The sequence below is a fragment of the Cupriavidus agavae genome (assembly GCF_004217045.1).
Taxonomy (GTDB): domain Bacteria; phylum Pseudomonadota; class Gammaproteobacteria; order Burkholderiales; family Burkholderiaceae; genus Cupriavidus; species Cupriavidus agavae.
The window spans coordinates 16,799-38,330 of sequence record NZ_SGXM01000015.1 but is presented as its reverse complement, the minus strand read 5'-3'; the positions used below and the strand labels follow the sequence as shown (position 1 = coordinate 38,330).

Here is a 21,532-nt window from a genome sequence, read left to right as displayed (position 1 = left end):
GAGTCGAGCTCGTGTTTGCGAAGTCATCTTGGTACGATCGGATCTGGAGTATTGCGCCCTCTGACGCGGGGCGTCGCGTGGAGTATTCCTTCATCAAACGCCCCTCACAAGACTTGCCATCCCTGACGTCGGCCAACGACGCTCGCCTTCGACAACGCGTCTTATGCGTCTGTCCGGACGATCTGTTCTCAGATGCAATACCGATCGATAGTTTCGTCGCATGGATGGCGACATGCCACGATAGTCCGTCCCTCGACAAGCTTGTGGTCATCAACGAGCCGCTGGCGGTAGGCACTCGGCTTGAAGCCGCGCTCAAATATCTGTCTCGTCGTTCTCGCGCTCCCGGAAGCGCGCTTTCAGCATGGATCGCCTCTTGGATTGCCGGGCAGCCGCCGTCGGACATGTGGTTCGGTCTTTCACTCAGCGGCCAACGCGATGCGGACCGCCGCGTATCTCAGTTGCTTACCGTATGTGTTGCGCATCGATTCCTAGTCCTCGATCCCCTGACTGGTCCCGTTAGCCTCACAGCGCTACCTCCTTTTATTGGCAAACCGCCCTGCTGCGAGCAACTTCACCTGGACGCCCTCAACGGACGGGAGGTTTGCGACGTATCGGAGCAGCTGTCGATTTGCCCGTCTCGCATCGAGCTTGTCGTCGCGGGTGGATCGAGCCGGGCCTCCGACCTCCCTACCCATCCGGGCTGGCTGCGGTCTTTGCGCAACGAATGTCAGTCGGCGCATGTCACCTTTGTCTTTACTGGTTGGGGTTCCTGGTTGCCAGTCACGGACGACGCCGACGCTTCGCATGAAGAATTCTGCTTTGAGGACGGAACGCGCATTCACAGTCGAAACACGCCGTAGTTACAGACGAGCCGTCGCGAATGCTCTCCACCGGCGCCGGCTCGGCTCATCGAGTCGCCCGGTCAGATTCGCATTCTTGAGAGTTCCAGGACGCGGCGGTTGATGTGCGTACCGTGGTTCCAACGTTGTCGCCCGCCTGCTTACGGCCTCTTCGTAGGCAACTTTGAGTCGGTGTCCTTACAGGTGTTCCGTCAGCGCTTTTCTTCCATCCGAACTCCGCTATACTGTATATATATACAGTACTTCGGCGCTCGTGAAGTGCCGAGTGCGCCGCACGACGTGCGGCGCGCATTTCGCATTGCATGGGCCTGCGAGACCAGGAGTAACAGATGGGAAATAGCCGCTTGGCAGCGAACTGCCACCTACAAAAGGAGGTATCGACTGAGCAAACCTCTGGGGGAGCAAACGGAATACTAGGACGGATCTCTGGCCAGTACGTGGCAACTGCCTTGCAACAGTTGCCTTCGGCCGCCACGGCAACCGAGGAACATGCCGAGGTAGAGATCGATGCCGGTCCGAATGGACGCGTTCGTTTTTTCGTTCAACGAAAGCAAGCCAGACACCATCGGCACTCGCACTACTTCTGGTCGGTGTACCGAGCTGAGCCGATTGAAAGCAATAACCCGCTTTAAGGGTTCTCTCGGTTCGAGTATTCTTTTCCCTAACATGATTTAGCGTCCAATGACCATGCGGAATTGGATTAAGCCCCTCGCCCGCGCATTCCTCGCTATCACGCTGATTGTCGTGGCCGCGCTTGCCTCTCGCGCTGCGTATGTCCACATGGACCCGTCACCTGTGGCCGACACTAGCGAGGATAGCGATATCCTTCGCGAGGTCGTCGACTGCGGGCCCCACCGCAGACAGGCAGAATACTGGACGCTGGATGTCAAAGACAACACCATCCGTACGGCGAGTTGTCTTGAGTCGTAAACCCTCCGCCCGGGTCCAAACATTCGTTCCTGGCAGAATGCCATGCCGTGTGAAAGCCAGAGACCGCTGCCAGTGTTTGAGCCCCTGCCCTTCCCCCTTTGGGGCTGCTTGCCCAGTGAAGATTCATCGCCTTCACAAACTCGCAGCCGGTACGGCCCTCGGCAATGCGCATAGGCTAGGCCCGTGACTACGAGCTTCGCGACGCGTTCATGGGGTCCCCACAGCATTCCCTCTGCGGATTGTGCGGTCATATGTTCCGACCATCCTACAAGCGGCGGCTGGACGCCCGGTACGGGCGCGTCAACATCCCGACGACCTGAGCCTCAAAATTTCCAGCTACCGCCTTGCATAACTGGCGCGTCCGTCGAGAAACAGCCCCCACTGTTAATTGGCTTTTCCGAACGCCGATGCTAGTCTAAGAGCAGGCGTACGACAGGTAGAAGTCGTAGCCACCCGCGATAGCTTTGACGCGAGCCTCCTTTTCCTGGCTGACCCATATGGCAGCCCGACTCTTGCTGAAGGCTATGCACATCGTTCTATTTCGAAATGGGACCCGGGCGTTGATCGTTCCTGCCGGCAAGACCCTATTGGATTGTCCTCACGAGGTGCGCTGGTGGTTGGGAGCACCGTGTGGCGAAACGGCGACCGAGTTTACTCTCGATACGCCCATGCCAGGCCTTCATCCTCCGATAGTGCTCGCGCAACTTTTGCAGAGGGGATTTTGTGCGCTTGACGCTTATGGCGTCGTGCAGAGTTTTCGTGCTTCCGAGGCAACTCACCTAGAGCGACCCCGTCATCCAGAAGGACCTGGGCAGTCACCCGCCGTCATGGAGATATTGGGTAGATAACGTTTCAGCACTTACCAACCAATCTCCAAATAGCAATGCTGCTTAGAGGGTCGTCGTAGTGGGACGATCGGCGCCTGGGTGTCTGTCGTAGGACGCGGCTTAGGCGCTCCTTCTTGCACGCGGTGACTTTCGGGCATCCTTTTGGGTGGTGCACTTTCACGTATGAACGTAAATTCTAATTTTTTATAGGTTCGTTTGGCGCTCGGGCCTCCGCAGTGGTCAGTGGCAAAATCAGGGGTCCATAGCCGCTTACGTGGTTTCCTCGCTCAAAGCGCACCCTCGAATGTCAAGGTAGGCTGAAAGGTACCCAACACAGCGGCATGCTCGCTGCATGAGCCTTATCGGCAGGTGTCCGGCGGCAAAGGTTTCCCTATAGCCCGTGTCACCGCCCAGAAGGCGGTTGCCATCAGGCAGACGGTGAAGCCGAGAGTGCATACACCTTGCCAGCCGGCATGCGCGTACACCGCCGTCGTCCCAATGGCGCCCAGGCCGCTGCCCGCTGCGTAGAACAGCATATAAAGTCCAACCATCCTGCTGTGCGCCTCTGGCAAAGCACGGAAAATCAGGCTTTGGTTAGTGACATGGAGGGCTTGACCACCGACGTCGAGCAGCACGATACCGACGACCAGCAGTTCAAGGCCCGCATGGCCCATGAGCCGTGAGAGCGGCCACCACGCAGCCGCTAGCAAAATGAGGGCGCCCGCCGTAATGCGCTGGGCGTGCCCATCATCGGCCAAGTGCCCGGCGCGGGCACCGGCCAGCGCGCCGGCGGCCCCCACCAGTCTAAGCGCACCGATAGCCGTATGCGAAAGCGAAAACGGGGGGGCGCTCAGCGGCAGCACCAGAGCGGTCCAGAAAATACTGAAGGCCGCAAACATCAGCATGCCAAGCACGCCACGGACCTGCAGTGTGCGCTCGTGGAACAATAGCGTCGGCATCGAACGAAGTAGAGCGAAATATCGGATGGTGACTAACGACGGCGCGTTGACGGGTAGCCACCGGTGCATGGCGAGCCCGATACCGGTCATCGCTGCGGCCGAGGCGAGATAGACGGCGCGCCATCCGGCGAGGTCGCTGACAACGCCTGAGAACGCTCGCGCCAACAGCAACCCGACGAACACCCCGCACTGCGCGGTGCCCACCACGCTGCCGCGCTGCTGTGGCGAAGCAGCGCTGGCGGCATAGGCGATCAAACCCTGCGTCATTGCCGTTCCGAGCAGCCCTACTCCCAACATCGCCGCGAACAGCCATGTTGCCGAAGGCGCAGCGACAACTGCCAGGAGCGCCGCAACGAGCGCGGACAGTTGTGCGCTCATGAGCCGGCGGCGGTCCATCATGTCGCCGAGCGGCACAAGGAAGACCAAGGCGAACGCGCTGCCGATCTGCGTGGCCGTGACCACGCCGCCGATCGCCACGCCCGGGATCTCGAATTCGCGTGCCAGTGCATCCAACAGTGGCTGAGCATAGTAGATGTTGGCGACGCTCAATCCGCTCGCTATGGCGAACATTAATATCAACCCACGAGGGAGGGTAGGCGATCCAGGCAAGGCGTGCATGACGAGTGGTTGCAAATTGAAACTGGTTGAATCCTATGGCAACCGGTTTTAAAATGCAACCACATTCACCGAAACTATGCCCGCATGCCGAAGACTCGCTCCTCCTATCAGCCCTGCCCTGTGGCGCGGGCATTGGATGTCGTCGGCGATCGGTGGACGATGCTCATTGTGCGGGACGCATTCGACGGCATCTCTCGCTTTGGGGATCTGCAGCGGAACCTCGGGGTTGCGAAGAACATTCTCGCCGACCGGCTGCAGAAGCTTGTCGAGGCCGGCATTCTCGAAACCCGAGCGGCGTCCGACGGCTCGAGCTACCAGGAATATGTACTCACCGAGACAGGCGAACAGTTGTTCCCGGTGCTCGTGGCGCTGCGCCAATGGGGCGAGAAGGAACGTTTCGCACCGAGCGAAGCTCATTCGGTGCTTGTGGACAAGCAAAGCGGGCAGCCCTTGCTTCCCATGCTGCCTCTGGCCCACGACGGCAGCGCGCTGCAGCCGTCCGATACGATGGTACACAAGGTGGCGTGACAACGGCCCTGATGCGACAACGATGCGCCCGGTTCAGAAAGTACGGTTCGCACGTCGGCGATCGTCCGACACATTCTTGCCGCGGGTTCTTATCATTCAAACCGCTTCAGCATTTCGCTTTTACAGCAATCGCTCACTCGCGCGCACGAATCTCTTTCGGTATTCCGCCGGCGTCACGCCTACCAACCTTAGAAAGGCACGTCGGAACGTATCGACATTCGAAAAACCACATTCCGCGGCCGCTTGCTTGGGCGCAATATTGCCTTCCTCCAGCAGTTGGCGAGCCGCAGCCACACGTGCGGCCTCGACCCAGCCGGCTGGAGTGATACCTATTTCGTCATGAAACAATCGTGACAAATGGCGGGCGCTGATACCCATACGCGCCGCCAGACTAGCCACGTCGTGTGGCTCTGAAGGATGGGCGGCCACCCAGCGCTGGAGTTCCTGGAGGTCTGAGCGTGTGGCCGCCGGCGACGCCACGCGCCGGCTAAACTGGGCTTGGCCGCCCGGTCGGCGGAAGAACATTACGAGTTGGCTAGCCACGTGTATGGCGATCTCCCGCCCTAGATCCTCCTCGACCAACGCGAGAGCCAGATCCATACCGGCCGTCACGCCTGCCGCCGTACGCACTTTTCCGTCTCTCACGTGGATGGCATCAGCGTCGACGATGACATCCGGGAACCGTGCGGCCAGCTGATCGGCTACGGCCCAGTGTGTGGTAATACGCCTGCCTTTAAGCAACCCTGCTGCTCCCAGCAAAAAGGCGCCACTACAGATCGAGCCATAACGGCGGCATGGTGCGACCGCCCGTCGTAGCCAGTCAAGCCATGCCGGATCCGGGGAAAACTCGACGGCATGAGGTGCCCCTGCGACGAGCAAGGTATGAAAGCGGTGCTGGGGCACCCCAGTCATGGCGATGTCTGGCACCAACCGGACGCCAGAGGAGGACCGTATCGGTCCGCTAGATGCCGCAACTACGCTCAGACGGTAGACCTCGGCCCCAGCCTGACGATTCGCTTCAGCAAAGACGTCCAGCGGTCCGGAGACGTCGAGCAGCTGAACGCCTTCAAATGCAACCAAGCCAATATGTCGGTGGACAGGCATCGCTTCGTCCTGTTTCGTTCGGTTTGTCCCGTTTCGTCGTATCAAGACGATTGAAGACATAATACACCGGCTCCTACACTGGTTTCGAACCACAAAAGGAGCTTTACATGCAGTTCACCGTTGGAAATATCGTCGTACCGGACAGCCAGCTGGCCCGGGATATCACCGAACTTGTACGCGATACGGAGTCACCTCTGCTGTTTCACCACTCGAGCCGCGTCTACTATTGGGCCGCTCTGGCAGCCATGCATCGTGGTCTGCAGTACGACCCCGAACTGCTCTACGCAGGGGCAATGTTCCACGACATGGGGCTAACCCACGCTCACAGCAGTTCCGACAAGCGCTTCGAAGTAGATGGTGCCAACGCCGCCGCCGACTTCCTCCGCAGCCGAGGCATTGGCGAGCGGGAGGTCGAAACGGTGTGGACGGCCATTGCGCTGCATACCACGCCGGGTATTCCCGAATTTATGGCGCCAGAGATCGCGTTGGTGACGGCCGGCGTCGAGATGGATGTTCTTGGCATCCGCTACCACACGTTCGACGATGCAGACCGGCAGGCCGTGGTGCGGGCCCACCCACGGACCGAGCACTTCAAGGAAGACATTATCCAGACGTTCTACGACGGCATCCGACATAAGCCGGAGACCACCTTCGGCAACGTCAAGGCCGATGTCATCGCAGACAAGGAACCACACTTCCATCGAGGGAATTTCTGCAGCGTAATCCGCTGCTCTGCCTGGAACGGGTAGGTCACCACGAGGATGGCCACTCGCGAAGCGACTTTCCTTGAGACCCCGACGCGATACGTCCACGGAATCGGTCCACAGCGAATTGTCCCCGCCAGGTCTGCGGTCAGACGAGAGGACTCTCTGAACTGAGCGCACCCGACCCGGTTGTAGTCGCGGGCGGGCGGACACGGGAGATTTACCACTCCACCCGACGCAGCATCGCACTGAATGGCTACTATCGAATTCGAACGACGTCTCAACACTCAACCACATTCAGAGCAAGTCCGCCGAGCGACGTCTCTTTGTACTTGCTCGACATATCGGCACCGGTGTCGCGCATAGTCTTAATAACTTGGTCAAGGCTAACATGATGCTCGCCATCACCGTGCAACCCCATACGGGCAGCATTTACCGCCTTGACCGCTGCGATGGCATTTCGTTCGATACATGGAATCTGCACGAGCCCACCAACTGGATCGCACGTCATACCCAAATGGTGCTCCATGCCGATTTCAGCAGCGTTTTCTATTTGTGCCGGAGTGCCTCCCAGCACGGCGCAGAGTCCTGCCGCTGCCATTGAGCAGGCGACTCCAACCTCCCCTTGGCATCCTACGTCCGCCCCAGAGATCGATGCGTTACACTTAAAGAGCATACCAATCGCAGCCGCCGTAAGAAGAAATTCTTCGACTCCGTCTTCACAAGCGTTAGGCACAAACGTCGTGTAGTACTTCAGGACTGCGGGCACAATGCCAGCGGCGCCGTTTGTAGGTGCTGTGACTATGCGGCCGCCCGCGGCGTTTTCCTCGTTTACTGCCAACGCGTACAAATTGATCCAGTCCATCGCAGCTATCGGATCGTTCATCCCCGTGCCTGGCGTAGTCAATCGGCCAAACAATGCTGGCGCGCGCCGACGCACGCGAAATGGGCCTGGCAACACCCCTTCCGTCCGTATGCCGCGAGCAATCGCCTCCTGCATTGCGGCCCAGATCGACAATACGCCATCGCGCGTTTGCGCATCGGTTCGCCAGCGACGCTCATTGCGAAGCATCACCTCAGCAATGCTGCATCCGGACAACTCAGCTTGATCGAGCAACTCCTTCGCATTCCTGAAAGGCATCTGGCCGATGCCAGCGGCGTGGGAGCCGTGGGAAGGTGCTGAATGCGAGCGGTGCGCCTCGGCCGCTCCCTCCTCAACCACAAAGCCGCCGCCGATCGAGTAAAAAACGCGGTAGGCAATCACATTGCCCCCCTTGGACAGCGCAGTGAAACGCATGCCATTCGGGTGTTCTGGCAACGTTTGCTGACGATGAAAAATCAAATCCTCCGATTCAATGAACTGAAAGCGTAGGACATTCAGGTAATCGATGCTATGACTCGCCCTGATCTGCTCCAGAACCGCAGGAATCGAGTCTACGTCAACCGTATCTGGTTGATACCCAGACAAGCCGAGCAGAATGGCCTGGTCCGTCGCGTGACCTTTGCCCGTGGCGGCGAGGGAGCCGAATAATTCGCAACGCACCCGATGTACGGTCTCGTCGACAGCGCTTGAGTGGAGCATTGCCGCGAATGTCGCGGCCGCCCGGATCGGTCCGACCGTATGTGAACTGGAGGGGCCGACACCCACCTTGAAGATATCAAAGACGCTCAGTCTGCTATTCATGCTCCATGCCCTTGCATAATCTCCTTGGCGATGGTGTTACGCTGGATTTCGCTAGTGCCGGTAACGATCCGATAGAGCCGGAGCCGTCGAAAGATGAACTCCACCGGATGGTTCTTTGTGACCCCCACGTTGCCATGGATCAGCACGGCCTTATCGGCAATCTGAAAGCAGGCTTCGGAGACGAAAAGCTTGCACATCGACGCTTCCATGCGGACGTCAACGCCAGCGTCGGCCTTGCGCGCGGCCGCGAGCGCCATGCTCTCGCAAGCGAACAGGCTTGACGCCATGTCGGCCAGCATGTGCTGAATGGCCTGGAAACGAATGATCGGGCCGCCAAATTGGCGGCGCTCGTTTGCATAGGCAATGGATAGGCGTAGGGCCTGACGCGCCAGGCCGATCATGGTCGGGCAGTGGAGCAGTCGATTGAGGCTGATGCGGTTCATCGCAAGACGGAAGCCGTTGCCTTCTCCGCCGATGCAGTTGCGGCGCGGCACGCGGACGTGGTCGAACATGATATCGGCATCCACGTACTGCCCGGTAATGGGCACACAGGCGGTCTCGAGCGTAACGCCCGGGCTATCGAGATCGATGAAGATCGCGGAAATGCCCTCATTACCTTTGTCGGGGTCGGTGACGCACATCGTGAGGGCGTAGTCCGCGAATACCGAGGCAGTGATGAAATGCTTGCGTCCGATGACGATGTAGTCGTCGCCGTCCACGACTGCGCGTGTCTGGATGCTTGCGGCGTCCGAACCCGAATTCGGTTCCGTCATGGCAAAGCAGGCGCCTCGTTCGCCGGCAATCACGGGGTCGATAAAACATTCCCGCTGGTAAGGCGTGGCAAACTTCACGAGATTGCCCACGCGCGAAGGTCCGCCCCAGTCTCCTAGCACATGTGGAAACAGAATCGCGCCCGACGCTGCCAGATCGTCCTTGAGCTGGCACATCGCCTCTACGGAAAGACCTTGCCCGCCTAGCGCGACCGGCAATTGAGCGCCGTAAAGCCCCAGCTGACGGCTCCGCCGCCAGATCGAACGGACTAGTTCGCGCGAGATCCGGTCTTCGTAGCCGATGTTCTGTTCCCGCTCCAATGGCAGCAGTTCATCCTCTACGTAGCGGTGCAGCACAGCACGCAGGTCGCCAGGGTTGGCGGCAACGTTGGCGGCAAGGTCTGGCATTTTTTGACTCCTCTTCCGATCCGGACAGTGTTGACCGGCCGGCATTCCTCCCCCATGATCGGAACGTCAGTTTCGATAACGCGGCGGAATCAGATGAGGCTTGAGGACCTGAATTATTTTCTGGAAGTGGCGCAGGCCGGCCACGTGGGACGTGCCTCGGAGAAGCTTGGCCAGAGTCAACCAGCACTGACCAAGGGCGTCCAGCGGTTGGAGCAGGAACTAGGCATCCAGCTATTCGAGCGCAATGCGAAGGGCATGACGCTGACGTCCGCCGGGGCGGCTTTCTATGAACGCGTGCTACAGGTAAGGTCGTCGCTCGACGATGCAATCAAGGAAGCCAACGACTTGCACCTCGGCAAGATCGGCCTGGTTCGTGTAGGTGTACCCGCTTCGATCCTGAGCATGTTCTTCTCGGACGCTTGCACAGAACTCGTCAAGCAACGGCCTGCAGCCCATATCCAGATCACCATAGGTCTTAACGACTCACTCTACTCGTCACTGCGGCTGGGCGATCTGGATTTGTGCATCGCGGCACTGGCGCGCAAGGGCGACCCGGAATTCGAGCAGATTCCGCTGTTCGACGACGAACTCGTCGTGATCGCCCGCGATCGGCATCCATTACTGGATCGGCGCTCACTGCGACTCGCGGACCTGTGCGACTATTCCTGGCTGCTGCCCAACGCCAATGTGGTGGCGCGCCGCCTCGTCGACGCGCGATTCGCTGAAGCCGGCCTGCCAGCCCCAAACGTGGCCATGGAGACCAACTCGTCGGCCGCCGCCCTGCTCTCTGTCATCCACAGCAGCGACCTCCTGACCGTGCTGGGCCGCCGCACCCTGGCACAGACTCAGGGCCTTGCTATCCTTGAAATCGCGGCAGCCCGCTGGCACCGGTCTATCGGAGTGCTGCGTCGCAAGGATGCTTACCAGTCCCCGCTGGCAGAGCGCCTGATCGAAATCCTGCTGGAGCGCTCACAGGTCTACCGCGATACCTGAAGTCGTCAACCCCAGGCCGACCTTACACGCACCCTGCCGATTCCGTGGCGTTATCGGCAGAGTACGCACCGCTATCGGCATGTTCTGCGCCACTGCCTAGACTGATTGCCCCATCCATCCACCGGGAAACATCATGAATCTGGGGCGATTCGTCGCGCGCAGCGCACAGTACTGGCCCGACCGGGCGGCCATCCTCTTCGCCGACCGCCATATCACTTTTGCCGAACTCGACGCCCGTTCCAGCCGACTGGCCAACGCGCTCCTGGACTTGGGCCTGCACAAGGGAGACCGCGTGGCCGTCCAGTCCTGGAATCGGCCGGAGTTGATTGAACTCGAAACCGCACTGTACAAGAGCGGGCTGGTCAAGGTTGCGCTCAACGCGCGGCTTTCCGATGACGAAGTGCTGGAGACGCTGCGCAATGCGGAGCCCGCCGTGCTGATCAGCGGCCCTGCCCACGCGGGGCGCCTCCACCCCTTGGCCGATGCCGTGCCGTCCGTGCGCCACCGGCTGCTGTTTGGTGGCGCGGATCCGCGCTTTGTGGACTATGAACGGATGCTGTCGCAAGCTTCCGACGCCAATCCTGACGTGGAACTGGCCGATGGCGACCTGGCGGTGCTCCACTACACGTCCGGCTCCACCGGCAAGCTCAAGGCAGCCATGCAGACCATGGGCAACCGCATGGCTTCGCTACGCAAGGTGCTGACCGGACGCATTCGCGTCAACCCCGGCGACGTGCTGGCACTGGCGGGCCCCATAACGCATGCCAGCGGCATGTTCATCCAACCGTTTCTGTCGCAAGGCGGCACTATCCTGCTGCATGAGCGGTTCGAGCCCGAAGCCTTTCTCGCATCGGTGGCGACGCATCGCGTCACGCATACCTTCGTTGTGCCCACCATGATCAACATGCTGCTGGCGGTGCCGGACCGCGCGCGCTTCGATCTTTCCACGCTGCGTTCGATGACCTATGGGTCTGCGCCGATGGCCCCCGCACGCATCGTCGAAGCCTGGCACGCGTTCGGGCCTATCCTGTCCCAAGGCTATGGCGCCGGCGAAACGACCGGCGGACTGGTCGCACTGACGGTCGACGATCATCGCGAGGCCATCGAGCAAGGCGCGTCCGAGCGGCTATCTTCGTGTGGACGACCGTTCAGCGAAGCACGGGTGTGCCTGGTCGACGACGCCGGTCAACAGGTGCCAACAGGCGAAATCGGGGAAATTGTCATCGCGGGCCCCGACGTGTTTGCCGGCTACTGGCGCGAACCTGAGCTGACCACCGCCGCGCTGCGCAACGGCTGGCTCCATACCGGTGACCTCGCGCGCGCCGACGACCGGGGCTACCTGTACATCGTCGACCGCAAGAAGGACATGATCATCTCGGGCGGCTTCAATGTGTACCCCGCCGAGATCGAGACGGTGCTATACCAGCACCCCGCCGTCTATGAAGCCTGCGTGGTGGGCGTGCCCGACCCCGTCTGGGGTGAAAGCGTCAAGGCGGTAGTGGTCTTGCGCGAAGGCGCCAACGCACAGGCCAACGACCTGATCCGGCACTGCGCCGAACGACTGGCCGACTTCAAGAAGCCGAGGTCTGTTGACGTGGTGGCGGAACTACCGAAGAACGCCAACGGCAAGCTGTCGCGCAAGGCCGTACGTGAAGCGTTCTGGAAGGATCACGACCGGCGCGTGGCCTGACCAGCCCTCTGGGTTCCGAAATGACAAGACCCCGCGCGAGCGGGGTCTTTCCAAGCCAACGGACACCGCACCTTCAACCCATGAGCAACTCGGCAATCTCGCGATGCAGGCGTGCGTACGGCACCTCAAACGGATGCGGCGACTGCCCCGGTGCCGCACCAAAGTGCGCGATCACGACATCGGCCGCCGGGGATACGTATAGGCGCTGCCCATAGCGACCCTGCGCCGAGATCCCTTGCAGGTGGTCGTGAGACAGGTAGAAGTAGTTGCGATAGGAGCCGCCTGGGTAGGCCGCCGCAAAGCGGCTTTCGGCAAACAACGCCTTGTCGCCGCCGGCGCGGATGTCGGCCAGCACGGCCTCGGGAATGATCTGACGGCCGTTGAAGAAGCCGTTGCCGCGGATGGTTTCGCCGAAACGTGCCAGGTCGCGCAGCGTGAGGCTCAGCCCCCCGGAGGAAAACTCCGCACCCGTCTTGTCGACCGAGTAGAACCCGTCGCGCTCGGTCGACATCGGTTGGAACAGGTATGTCGACATGAGTTCCGCAATGGATCGACCCGTGACCCGTCGCAGCACCCAAGCCAGCGCCTCAGGCTGGCCGTTGTCGTAGTACAGCCGCTCGCCATGGCGGCCGGCAGCAGGCTTCCTCAGGACGAAATCGTAGAAATCGCCAGGAGATTCGGGCCGGCGCGGCAGCAGTCCAAGCACTTCGAACACTCCACCGTCCTGGGCCCCAAGCGCGGACGGCCGGTCATCCAGGCCCGGGCGCACGATGCCAGCCCGCATGTCCAGCAACTGCTGCAGCGTGGCGCTACCCATTGCCGAGCCGCGCATTTCCGGCACGTAGGTTTCCGCTGTAGCAGTCAGATCGAGCTTGCCCTCGCCCGCGAGCATACCGGTAACGATGCCTAAGTAGGACTTGCTGATCGACGCGCTGCCATGCCGCAGGTGAGGCGCCATGCCATGCAGGTAGCGCTCGAACACCACCTTGCCGCGATGCAGCACCATGAAGGCGTCGATCTCCAGTTGGGCCAGGGCCTGATCAAGACCCACCTTCGTGCCCTCAGGACCCGAAACCATCGTGGCGCCATAAAGTGCGGCGCCCGAGGGCAACGCCGAAGGCTCGGCGTTGCCGCGCCAGACGTCGACCGTTGGCACCGACAGCGAGCGGTGGATCAGAGACCAGCGCAGCCACGGCAGCTTAAACCAGTTGGTCGGCCCGACACGCATTTCTGGGGCCGGCGGGAATCCGGCCATTACCTGTTCTTCAGGCACGGCATCGGTATGGGGCTGCATTGTCGTCGCTTGTGGGCTCATATTGTCAGTCTCCAAATACACCCGATCGGCGCACAAGGTCGCCCCATGCGGCCACTTCGCCCTGAAGCTGCTTGTGCAGCTCGTCTGGCGTCAACGGCTTCCAGACCGACCACACCTCGTCACGCTTGCGTGCCCATTCCGGCATGGCGTTTACCTTGTTGATAGACTTGTTCAGCGACGCGACGATGTCGCGCGACGTGCCCGCCTTGGCCATGTACGCGGTCCAGCCGGTGCGCTCGTAACCGTTGAAACCAAGCTCGCGAAACGTCGGCACGTCGGGCAGATACTGCGAGCGGTCCGCACCCGTCACTGCCAGGATGCGCAACTGCTTCTTCGCCAGCAGCGGACGGAGGTTAAACGTATCGAGCATGACGTACGAGATCTGCCCGCGTAGCACGTCGATCAGCGCCGCGCCGGACGCCTTGTAGGGAATGTGGGTGGCGTCGAGTTTGAAGTCGTCGCGAATCTGGAACCCGTACAGGTGCGAGACAGATCCGTTGCCCAGCGATGCGTAGTTCAAGCTGCCCCGCTGCTGCTTTGCCCAGGCCACCCATTCCTTGAACGTGCGTGCGGGGTTGGACGCCGGCACCGCGAAGCCGATCGGGGCTGAGCCAGACAGCGCCACCGGCACGAAGTCCGACAGCGGCTTGTACTGGAGCTTGCGAAAGTACGTCGGCGTGATCGTGAACGTGGCATTGGCCAGCAGGAAGTCATAGCCTTCGGGCGGTGCCAGTAGCACGGACTGCGCTGCAATCTGCCCGGCGGCGCCCGTCTTGTTCTCCACGATCATCGGCGTGTTATGGTATTCGCGCGCCAGCGACTGCAGAAAGTCGCGCAGGCGCAGGTCCACCGGATCGCCCGCCCCCGAATACGTGACGAAGCGCACCGTGCGCTCCGGCCATTGGGCCGCAAGCGCGCGCGGAGGAAGACCGAAGGCGCTCAGGGCGCCCAGTCCCAGCACACTGCCGCCGCCCGCGATAAATCGGCGTCGATCCGCCGCAAAATTCGATTCACTCATGCTGCACCTTTTGTGAGGACATGGTTGGCACGATCAGAAGACATGCTTGATACCTAGGCTGACGGAGTATCCGTCGTCGCCGCTGCCCTGGTCGATCGGAATAGCATTGATGGTGACGCTGCCGCCTGGCGAATTGCGAATGTAGGCCACGCGGCTGTACAGCACCGTACGGCGCGACAGCGCGTGGTCCACGCCGAAAGCCATGCCCAGCGGCCGCTCTGTCATGCCGACCACGACGCGCTTGACCGCCGCGAGCTTGACCGTCCACGTGGGGCTGGCGACCCAGTCCATCGTCAGCGCGTAGTAGCGGGCCGCCGCCGTTGCCGCAATCTGGCTGGCGCTGTAACCAAAGAAAGCGCCCAGTTCCACCTTCTTGGCGATGTTAAAGGTGCCGCCGACAAAGTGGGAGCGCGTCTGGCCCTGCGGCACGGCCGCCGTCGCGGGCTTGTTGGTGCTGGCCTGGAAGCCATACATCAGGTAGACCGGTCCGCGAAAGTACTGGATGTTCGCGCCGTAGGTGCTGCCCTGCTGCATCTCGCCCGGCACTTCGCCGAAGGCATACGTGGCCGATGCCGACAGACCGTTCCAGTCCGGCGTGTTGTAGGTCAGGGCGTTGTCGGCGCGCGATGCGTAAGGCACGTAGCCCGTGCCTTGGGCGCTCGACTTAGCAACCAGGGTGAACGGCGACACCGCAGCGTTAAGTGAGAACGGGTCGAGCCGCGCAATAACGTAGAAGGCCGGCGTGTACTGCCGCCCGATGCGCACTTCACCCCAGTTGCCCTTCAGGCCGATAAGAGCTTGCCGGCCGAACAGCGAACCGTTACCGAAGAACTCGGCACCCGTATCCATCCGGAAGCCCGCTTCAGCAACGAAGATCGCCTTCAGGTTGCCGCCCAGATCTTCCACGCCGCGCATGCCAAACCGCGAAGCCGCCTGCCTGCCGTCGTCGATGCGGGTCACGCTGCGCGACCCGCGCGCGTATTCTACGGCCTGATCCGCCACACCGTACAGTGTTACTGACCCCGCATGCACGGCCCCGGCGCCAAAGATCAGGCAACCGACGGCAAGGGCAAATCGTTCGTACCATCCCCCTCCTCGCATCTCACTCCCCTCTTTTTAAGAATTTCTAGTCGCATGTTTCAGCGCAAAAGTTAGAGGAAGACGGCGAAGGGCAGGATAACGGTGACTGCTTGTCTGATAACCCAACGGAATCGTGACCCGATGCCACACGGCATGGTCATAAATATGCACTCCGAAGCACCGAAAAGTGTTGCTCATCATGGTCGCGAGCGCGTGCAGACAGGGCTTCATAGGGGAAGCGTGGACTTTGTGCAGCGCAGCAGTCTGCGGAGACTGCTTGCTCTCGGGACCCGACAGAACCGCCGCCTATTCTGCTGCTAACCTATGTGAAGGCCGGGGCCGACCACAGAAGACCGAAAGAAGCACGCCGGAGCACGCATATGTCACCGAGTGAGAATGCAATGGTCCATTGCCACCAGACGCGGTGGAAGAATGGCGAGTTTTCGTTGAGCCGTGAGAGCATTTCGATACAGCGCGATCGCTCTCCTACGGCCATGCTGGTGGCGAGGCCCGCCGCGGCCGACTACGCGGCGATGGCATTGGACAGCTTTACGCGGGAGTTTGCCCTGCGACACGCCCTCGACGACTCGTGGGCGATCCGGCCTCTCAAATTGGTTTGTGAAGGGAGTGACCCATGCCTATTCCTTCGCGACCCGGGCGGCGTCCCGCTTGGAAGCCTGCTGGGCAAGCCGATGCCAGTCGAGACAACTCTTCGCTATGGTTTGAGCATCGCTACGGCCTTGGAAGGTCTGCATGCTGCCCAATTGGTGCACAGGAATATCAAGCCCAACAACCTCATCGTCGATTGCGACGACGGGAGAGTGCGTCTGACAGGCTTCGGCCTAGCTTCCAATCTCCCTCGAGAACGACGCATTCCCGAGCCGCCCGAAGCCATCGCTGGCACGCTTTCGTACATGTCGCCAGAACAGACCGGACGCATGAACCGCTCGGTCGATTCTCGCAGCGACTTGTACGCGCTCGGAGTCACTCTCTACGAGATGCTTACCGGAGCGCTTCCCTTCGCCGCTGAAAGCCCTCTCGAATGGGTGCATTGTCACGTCGCCAGGAAGCCGCTGCCGCCCGCGTCCACCCTCTCCCTCCCCTCCACCCTGTCGCGGGTTGTGATGAAACTCCTCAGCAAGACCGCCGAGGACCGCTATCAGACTGCGCGCGGCCTTAGACAAGATCTGCAGCGATGCCTCGACGAATGGGCGAGCAGCAAGGAAATCGTGGATTTCGCGCTGGACCAATATGGGTCGGAGGATCGGCTCGTCATACCGGAGAAGCTCTACGGACGCGAAACGGAAGTGCAAACCCTTCTGGCAGCCTTCGAGCGTTGTACGCAGAAACGGTCGTTGGAATTTGCGCTGGTTTCGGGCTACTCGGGGATTGGAAAATCCTCGGTAGTCAATGAGCTTCACCGAGCCTTAGTCCCTTCACGCGGTCTGTTCGCCTTCGGCAAGTTCGACCAATACAACCGGGGTGTCCCCTACGCCACACTGGTGCAAGCGTTCCGCGGTCTAGTCAGAGGATTACTGGCAAAGGCGCCTGCGGAGCGGTTGACATGGCGGAGCGCTTTCCAAGAAGCGCTCGCGCCCAATGCACGACTGATCACCGATTTGGTCCCGGAACTCGTCAGTATCATTGGGCAGCCAGAACCTGTCGCTCCGCAAGAACCCAAAGTCGCATTGCGCAGATTCTCGCTCACGTTCCAGCGCTTCATCGGCGTTTTTGCGCACGCCAGCCACCCGCTAGTCCTGTTCCTGGACGACCTCCAATGGCTGGACGCCGCCACACTCGACTTTCTCGAAGACCTGCTGGTCGCCGGTGAGGTCCAACATCTGTTGGTGATCGGCGCTTACCGCGACAACGAGGTGGATTCATCGCACCCTTTGGCGATGAAACTAGCGGCTATCCGCAATGCCGGCGTGAACCTGCAGGAGATCCGGCTGACTCCACTCGAGCCGGCGCATATCGAAAAGCTCCTCGCGGATGCTCTGCACGCCGAACCGGCGAAAGTCGCCCCGCTCGCGCGGGTAGTGACAGACAAGAGTGGAGGCAACCCTTTCTTTACCGTTCAGTTTTTGAACGCGCTGGTTAGCGACCGGCTGGTGACGTTCAGCAGCGAGACTCGTCAGTGGAGCTGGGACATCAGTCGAATCGGACGCAAGGGCTATACCGACAACGTTGTTGACCTCATGGTGAGGCGAATCGAAAGCCTGCCTCCCGATTTCCGAGAGTCTCTGCAGCAGCTCAGTTGCCTGGGTGAGGAAACGGACCTTCCAACGCTATGCGCGGTGCTCGGCCTTGACGAACAAGGCGTTCATACCGCCCTTCGCGCGGCGGTCTGTGACGGGCTCATCGAAAGGCGCGGAGATAGGTATGTGTTCGCCCACGACCGCGTACAGGAAGCGGCCTACTCACTGATTTCTCCATCCGAACGCGAGCAGATCCACCTCGGAATCGGCCGCGTCCTGTTGAACACCACTTCCGTAGAAAAACGGGAGGAGTTGATCTTCGAGATCGTCGGGCAGTTGAACCGAGGAGCGTCACTTATCTCCGATGAGCGCGAAAGATTGGAGCTGGCAAGGCTAAACCTCATTGCCGGCCGAAGAGCTAAATCCGCTACTGCGTATGCCTCGGCCCTAAATTATCTGGCTGCCGGGCAATCCCTGCTGGAGGAAACGCACTGGAGTGGCAGCCGTGACCTGCGGTTCGGCCTGGAGCTGACCCGGGCGGAATGTGAGTTTCTGACCGGAAGCCTGACGACCGCAGAATCTCGCTTGACGGCGCTCGCACACAGAGCTTCCGATATACCTGAAACTGCTGCGGTGGCTTGTATGCAAATGGACGTCTATCTCGTCCTTGATCGCAACGACCTCGCGGTTTCTGTTTGCCTTGATTACTTGCGAAAGGTCGACATCGAATGGTCGCCGCATCCCGACGATGCGATGGTTTGCTATGAGTATGAAAGAATCTGGTCACTTGTCGGCGATCGAAGCATCGAGTCCCTCATTGATCTGCCATTGATGCAAGATCCGGTTGCACTCTCCACAGTGGAGGCACTTAGCAAACTGTTCGCGCCCGCTGTCCAAAGCGATGCGAACCTTGCCTGCCTGACCGTTTGTCGCGCCGTCAGCTTAAGTCTGCAGTTTGGGAATTGCGATGCATCATGCGTACTGTATGCCAACGTCGGACGTGTCGCCGGTCGACGGTTCGGCGACTATGCGGCAGGCCTACGATTCGGTGAGCTGGGTTGCAACCTCGTTGACCGGCGTGGACTGGGACGCTATGAGGCGAAAACTTTCCTTTGCTTCGCGATTTTCGTCCTTCGCTGGATGAGACCGGTTCGGCTCTGCCGCGACTTTCTACGGCGGGCGTTCCTTGCTGCCAATCGCATCGGAGATCTTCCATACGGGGCATATGTCGGAAACAATCTGATTGCCGACTTACTTTTCTCGGGTGAGGAGCTTACCGCTGTGGAAGAGGAGGCTGAACGCGGACTCGCCTACGCGAAAAGGATCGGATTTGGCCTGGTGAAGGACTTCATCACGGTCCAGATGGCGATGATTCGCACACTGCGGGGACGAACGTCACCTTTCGGCCATCTCGATGATGGCGCGAACTCGGAAGTAGAGATCGAACGCCATATGAGTAGCAGCCCAGAATTGGCGTTAGCCGCGTGCCTGTATTGGGTCAGAAAATTGCAGGCCAGATACTTCTCTGGTGATTTCGAGGCGGCACTGGATGCCGCCATGAACGCGGAGCGCTTGCTCTGGATCGCGTCTTCATTCTCCGAGGAAGCGGAGTATCACTTCTACGCCGCGCTCACACGCGCCGCATTGTGCGAAGTTGTCTCGATCCGTTCCAAAGACCACCAGCAAGCCCTCACGGCACACCACGCGCAGCTTAGCCACTGGGCGACTGAATGCTGTGCCGAAAACTTCTCAAGTCGCGCCACGCTGGTAGACGCTGAGATTGCCCGGATCGAGCGCCGGTATGAAGATGCTGAGCAGCGCTATGAAGCGGCGATTCAGGCCGCCGCCACCAGCGGATTCGTGCAAATCGAGGCGCTTGCCTTTGAACTGGCATCGCGCTTTCATCGATCCCGCGGCAGAGAACGGGTCTCTCGCCTCTATATGGACCATGCCATCGAACGATACGGCTGTTGGGGAGCGCAAGGCAAGGTTCGACAGCTATCCGACGGTGCGGGGGACTCCACAAGCAGTGGGCCCGCCAAGAGCGAGACCTATACGACCACGACCTCGGTCGACCAGCTGGACCTGAATACAGTCGTTAGAGTCTTACAGGCGGCTTGGATGAAATCGATTTCGAGAAATTGATTGCGATGGTCATGCGCACCGCGATCGAGCAGGCGGGCGCTGAACGGGGCCTCCTGATACATGTCTCAGGAGACGTTGCAAGAGTAGAAGCCGAAGCAAGGACTGGGCCGAGGGGAATTCAGGTCGAGTTGCGTGACGCGATTCCCAATGAGCAGGATCTTCCCGTGTCGCTCTTTCATCGGACTTTGCAGACTGGAGACCATGTCATCACCGACGATGCTCTGGCAGATTCGAGATCTTCCTTGGATCCGTACGTGGTCCGACACGGGTGTCGATCCATCATGTTCTTGGCCCTTCACCGACAGTCTCGTCGGACAGGCGTACTCTACTTAGAGAACAACCTCGTCCCAGCTGCCTTCCATCCTCGACGCATCACCATCCTGAAGCTCCTTGCATCGCAAGCGGCCATTTCGATCGAGAACGCGCGTCTGTATCGGGATCTTGCAAACCGGGAGGCGAAGATCAATAGCTTGGTGAATGCCAATATCATCGGCATCATCGTTTGGAATTCAACTGGCGCCATTCTGGAAGCAAACGATGCCTTCCTTCGTATGGTTGGATATGAGCGATGCGATCTGGTGACCGGACTCGTTCGTTGGACCGATCTCACACCCGATAACTTCCATGCCCGCAGCATGGAGGCGTTGGACGAAGCGCGACGATGCGGCAGAGCGGAGCCTTACGAGAAGGAGTACTTTCGCAAAGACGGCAGCCGCGTACCGGTTATCGTCGGGCTTGCAACGTTCCCGGCTGATGTGGAACGCGGTGTGGCCTTCGTCCTCGACATCTCAGAACGAAAGAGGTCCGAGCAGAAGATCCTGATGAGCGAAGATCGGCTTCGAGAGTTCGAACTCGAACTCGAACGCGCAAGTCGCATCGCAACGATGGGACATCTGACCGCGTCAATCGCCCATGAAATCAAGCAACCGATTGCCGCCACCATCACCAACGCACAAGCGGCGCTGCGCTGGCTGAAGGCCGATCCGCCCGAGCCCACCGAAGTTAGCGACGCTATCGCAAGAATAGTAAAGGATGCGATGCGCGCCAGCGACGTCTTGGCGCGCATACGCGCGATGATTAAGAACGCACCGCCGAAGCTAGAGCGGGTCGATCTCAATGAGGCCGTCAACGACGTAATCGACCTGACGCGTGCGGAGGCAGCCCGATGCGAGACGAAGGTCGACGTCGTACAGTGTGCAGCGCTGCCCTTGATCCGGGGCGACCGAGTCGGGTTGCAGCAAGTACTGCTAAATCTGATGCTCAATGCACTGGAAGCTCTTAAGGAAGCGAAGGGCGGCGCCAGGATTCTACGTATCGAAACGTCACGCCAGGGCACAGACGAGATCCTTGTCGTCGTTGCTGATACCGGACCAGGATTCTCGACCGAATTGAAAAAGCGCCTGTTCACACCATTCCTTACTACCAAGTTGTCTGGAATGGGAATGGGATTGTCAATCTGTCGTTCCATCATAGAGAGCCATGGTGGACGCTTGTGGGCCTCCGACAATGCTCCCCAGGGAGCCAGGCTTCAGTTCACAATACCTGTAGACCCAACCAGCCCACGAGCTAACGACTCTCCCGGAACCTAGAGACGGACGTATTGCCTCTGCGGTGGCATTGGTGGCCATTCCCGAAGCGCCTGCATCAGTAATGCAAAGTTGACGTCGACGGCGGCGAGCCGGCCAACCTCGCCCGTCGACC

At 60.2% G+C, this 21,532-nt stretch carries 14 protein-coding genes; 7 read left to right on the top strand and 7 right to left on the bottom strand.

The features are described 5' to 3' along the window. Positions 1-11: 11 nt before the first annotated feature. A complete protein-coding gene (locus EV147_RS26525) occupies positions 12-860 on the top strand; it encodes a DUF5131 family protein (protein ID WP_130394053.1) in 849 nt (282 codons plus the stop codon). Between the two features lie 2,116 nt (positions 861-2,976). On the opposite strand, the gene EV147_RS25690 is transcribed toward EV147_RS26525, so the two are convergent. Continuing rightward, positions 2,977-4,194: an MFS transporter gene (locus EV147_RS25690; protein WP_130394051.1), complete on the bottom strand. Its 1,218-nt coding sequence runs from the start codon at positions 4,192-4,194 to the stop codon at positions 2,977-2,979. An 84-nt stretch (positions 4,195-4,278) separates the two neighbouring features. Here EV147_RS25690 and EV147_RS25685 point away from each other — a divergent pair, with 84 nt between their 5' ends. Then, positions 4,279-4,722, top strand: a complete 444-nt coding sequence (locus EV147_RS25685) for a winged helix-turn-helix transcriptional regulator (RefSeq protein ID WP_130394050.1) — start codon at positions 4,279-4,281, stop codon at positions 4,720-4,722. Positions 4,723-4,842: 120 nt separating this feature from the next. Here the strand turns inward: EV147_RS25685 and EV147_RS25680 are convergent, their stop codons facing one another. Next, positions 4,843-5,826, bottom strand: a complete 984-nt coding sequence (locus EV147_RS25680; protein ID WP_130394068.1) for a GlxA family transcriptional regulator — start codon at positions 5,824-5,826, stop codon at positions 4,843-4,845. Positions 5,827-5,933: 107 nt separating this feature from the next. On the opposite strand from EV147_RS25680, the gene EV147_RS25675 reads away from it, so the two are divergent. Continuing rightward, positions 5,934-6,575: an HD domain-containing protein gene (locus tag EV147_RS25675; RefSeq protein ID WP_130394049.1), complete on the top strand. Its 642-nt coding sequence runs from the start codon at positions 5,934-5,936 to the stop codon at positions 6,573-6,575. A gap of 235 nt (positions 6,576-6,810) precedes the next feature. Here EV147_RS25675 and EV147_RS25670 read toward each other — a convergent pair whose 3' ends face one another. Together EV147_RS25670 and EV147_RS25665 are read right to left on the bottom strand one after the other, a co-directional pair. Beyond that, positions 6,811-8,214 (bottom strand): L-serine ammonia-lyase, encoded by a 1,404-nt coding sequence (locus EV147_RS25670; RefSeq protein ID WP_130394048.1) that lies wholly within the window; start codon positions 8,212-8,214, stop codon positions 6,811-6,813. Then, entirely contained in the window at positions 8,211-9,392 is a 1,182-nt protein-coding gene (locus EV147_RS25665) for an acyl-CoA dehydrogenase family protein (protein WP_130394047.1), read from the bottom strand. The genes EV147_RS25670 and EV147_RS25665 overlap by 4 nt, the downstream gene beginning before the upstream one ends. Before the next feature lie 93 nt (positions 9,393-9,485). Between EV147_RS25665 and EV147_RS25660 the strand changes: the two genes are divergently transcribed. Further along, positions 9,486-10,385, top strand: coding sequence for a LysR family transcriptional regulator (locus tag EV147_RS25660; protein ID WP_198680368.1), 900 nt, complete (start codon positions 9,486-9,488; stop codon positions 10,383-10,385). 133 nt (positions 10,386-10,518) lie between these two features. Further along, on the top strand, positions 10,519-12,075 hold the full coding sequence (locus EV147_RS25655; protein ID WP_130394045.1) for an acyl-CoA synthetase: 1,557 nt from the start codon (positions 10,519-10,521) through the stop codon (positions 12,073-12,075). 73 nt (positions 12,076-12,148) lie between these two features. On the opposite strand, the gene EV147_RS25650 is transcribed toward EV147_RS25655, so the two are convergent. Genes EV147_RS25650 through EV147_RS25640 form a run of 3 tightly spaced genes read right to left on the bottom strand, consistent with a single transcriptional unit; the run spans position 12,149 to position 15,509 of the window. Then, positions 12,149-13,390 carry a serine hydrolase domain-containing protein gene (locus EV147_RS25650; RefSeq protein WP_130394044.1) on the bottom strand — a complete coding sequence of 414 codons (1,242 nt, stop codon included), beginning with the start codon at positions 13,388-13,390 and terminating at the stop codon, positions 12,149-12,151. 4 nt (positions 13,391-13,394) lie between these two features. After that, positions 13,395-14,408, bottom strand: coding sequence for a Bug family tripartite tricarboxylate transporter substrate binding protein (locus tag EV147_RS25645; protein ID WP_130394043.1), 1,014 nt, complete (start codon positions 14,406-14,408; stop codon positions 13,395-13,397). Positions 14,409-14,441: 33 nt separating this feature from the next. After that, positions 14,442-15,509 (bottom strand): porin, encoded by a 1,068-nt coding sequence (locus EV147_RS25640; RefSeq protein WP_130394042.1) that lies wholly within the window; start codon positions 15,507-15,509, stop codon positions 14,442-14,444. Between the two features lie 359 nt (positions 15,510-15,868). Here EV147_RS25640 and EV147_RS25635 point away from each other — a divergent pair, with 359 nt between their 5' ends. Together EV147_RS25635 and EV147_RS26210 are read left to right on the top strand one after the other, a co-directional pair. Further along, positions 15,869-19,831, top strand: a complete 3,963-nt coding sequence (locus EV147_RS25635) for an ATP-binding protein (protein ID WP_198680367.1) — start codon at positions 15,869-15,871, stop codon at positions 19,829-19,831. Then, a complete protein-coding gene (locus EV147_RS26210) occupies positions 19,804-21,420 on the top strand; it encodes a GAF domain-containing sensor histidine kinase (RefSeq protein WP_198680366.1) in 1,617 nt (538 codons plus the stop codon). The genes EV147_RS25635 and EV147_RS26210 overlap by 28 nt, the downstream gene beginning before the upstream one ends. Positions 21,421-21,532: the final 112 nt, after the last annotated feature.

Excerpts from the sequence above, each read along its gene's own strand:
- EV147_RS25675 (WP_130394049.1), top strand. The coding sequence starts at position 5,934 with ATGCAGTTCACCGTTGGAAATATCGTCGTACCGGACAGCCAGCTGGCC.
- EV147_RS25665 (WP_130394047.1), bottom strand. The coding sequence starts at position 9,392 with ATGCCAGACCTTGCCGCCAACGTTGCCGCCAACCCTGGCGACCTGCGT.
- EV147_RS25690 (WP_130394051.1), bottom strand. The coding sequence starts at position 4,194 with ATGCACGCCTTGCCTGGATCGCCTACCCTCCCTCGTGGGTTGATATTA.
- EV147_RS25640 (WP_130394042.1), bottom strand. The coding sequence starts at position 15,509 with ATGCGAGGAGGGGGATGGTACGAACGATTTGCCCTTGCCGTCGGTTGC.
- EV147_RS25685 (WP_130394050.1), top strand. The coding sequence starts at position 4,279 with ATGCCGAAGACTCGCTCCTCCTATCAGCCCTGCCCTGTGGCGCGGGCA.
- EV147_RS25635 (WP_198680367.1), top strand. The coding sequence starts at position 15,869 with ATGTCACCGAGTGAGAATGCAATGGTCCATTGCCACCAGACGCGGTGG.
- EV147_RS25680 (WP_130394068.1), bottom strand. The coding sequence starts at position 5,826 with ATGCCTGTCCACCGACATATTGGCTTGGTTGCATTTGAAGGCGTTCAG.
- EV147_RS25660 (WP_198680368.1), top strand. The coding sequence starts at position 9,486 with ATGAGGCTTGAGGACCTGAATTATTTTCTGGAAGTGGCGCAGGCCGGC.
- EV147_RS25650 (WP_130394044.1), bottom strand. The coding sequence starts at position 13,390 with ATGAGCCCACAAGCGACGACAATGCAGCCCCATACCGATGCCGTGCCT.
- EV147_RS25645 (WP_130394043.1), bottom strand. The coding sequence starts at position 14,408 with ATGAGTGAATCGAATTTTGCGGCGGATCGACGCCGATTTATCGCGGGC.
- EV147_RS25655 (WP_130394045.1), top strand. The coding sequence starts at position 10,519 with ATGAATCTGGGGCGATTCGTCGCGCGCAGCGCACAGTACTGGCCCGAC.
- EV147_RS25670 (WP_130394048.1), bottom strand. The coding sequence starts at position 8,214 with ATGAATAGCAGACTGAGCGTCTTTGATATCTTCAAGGTGGGTGTCGGC.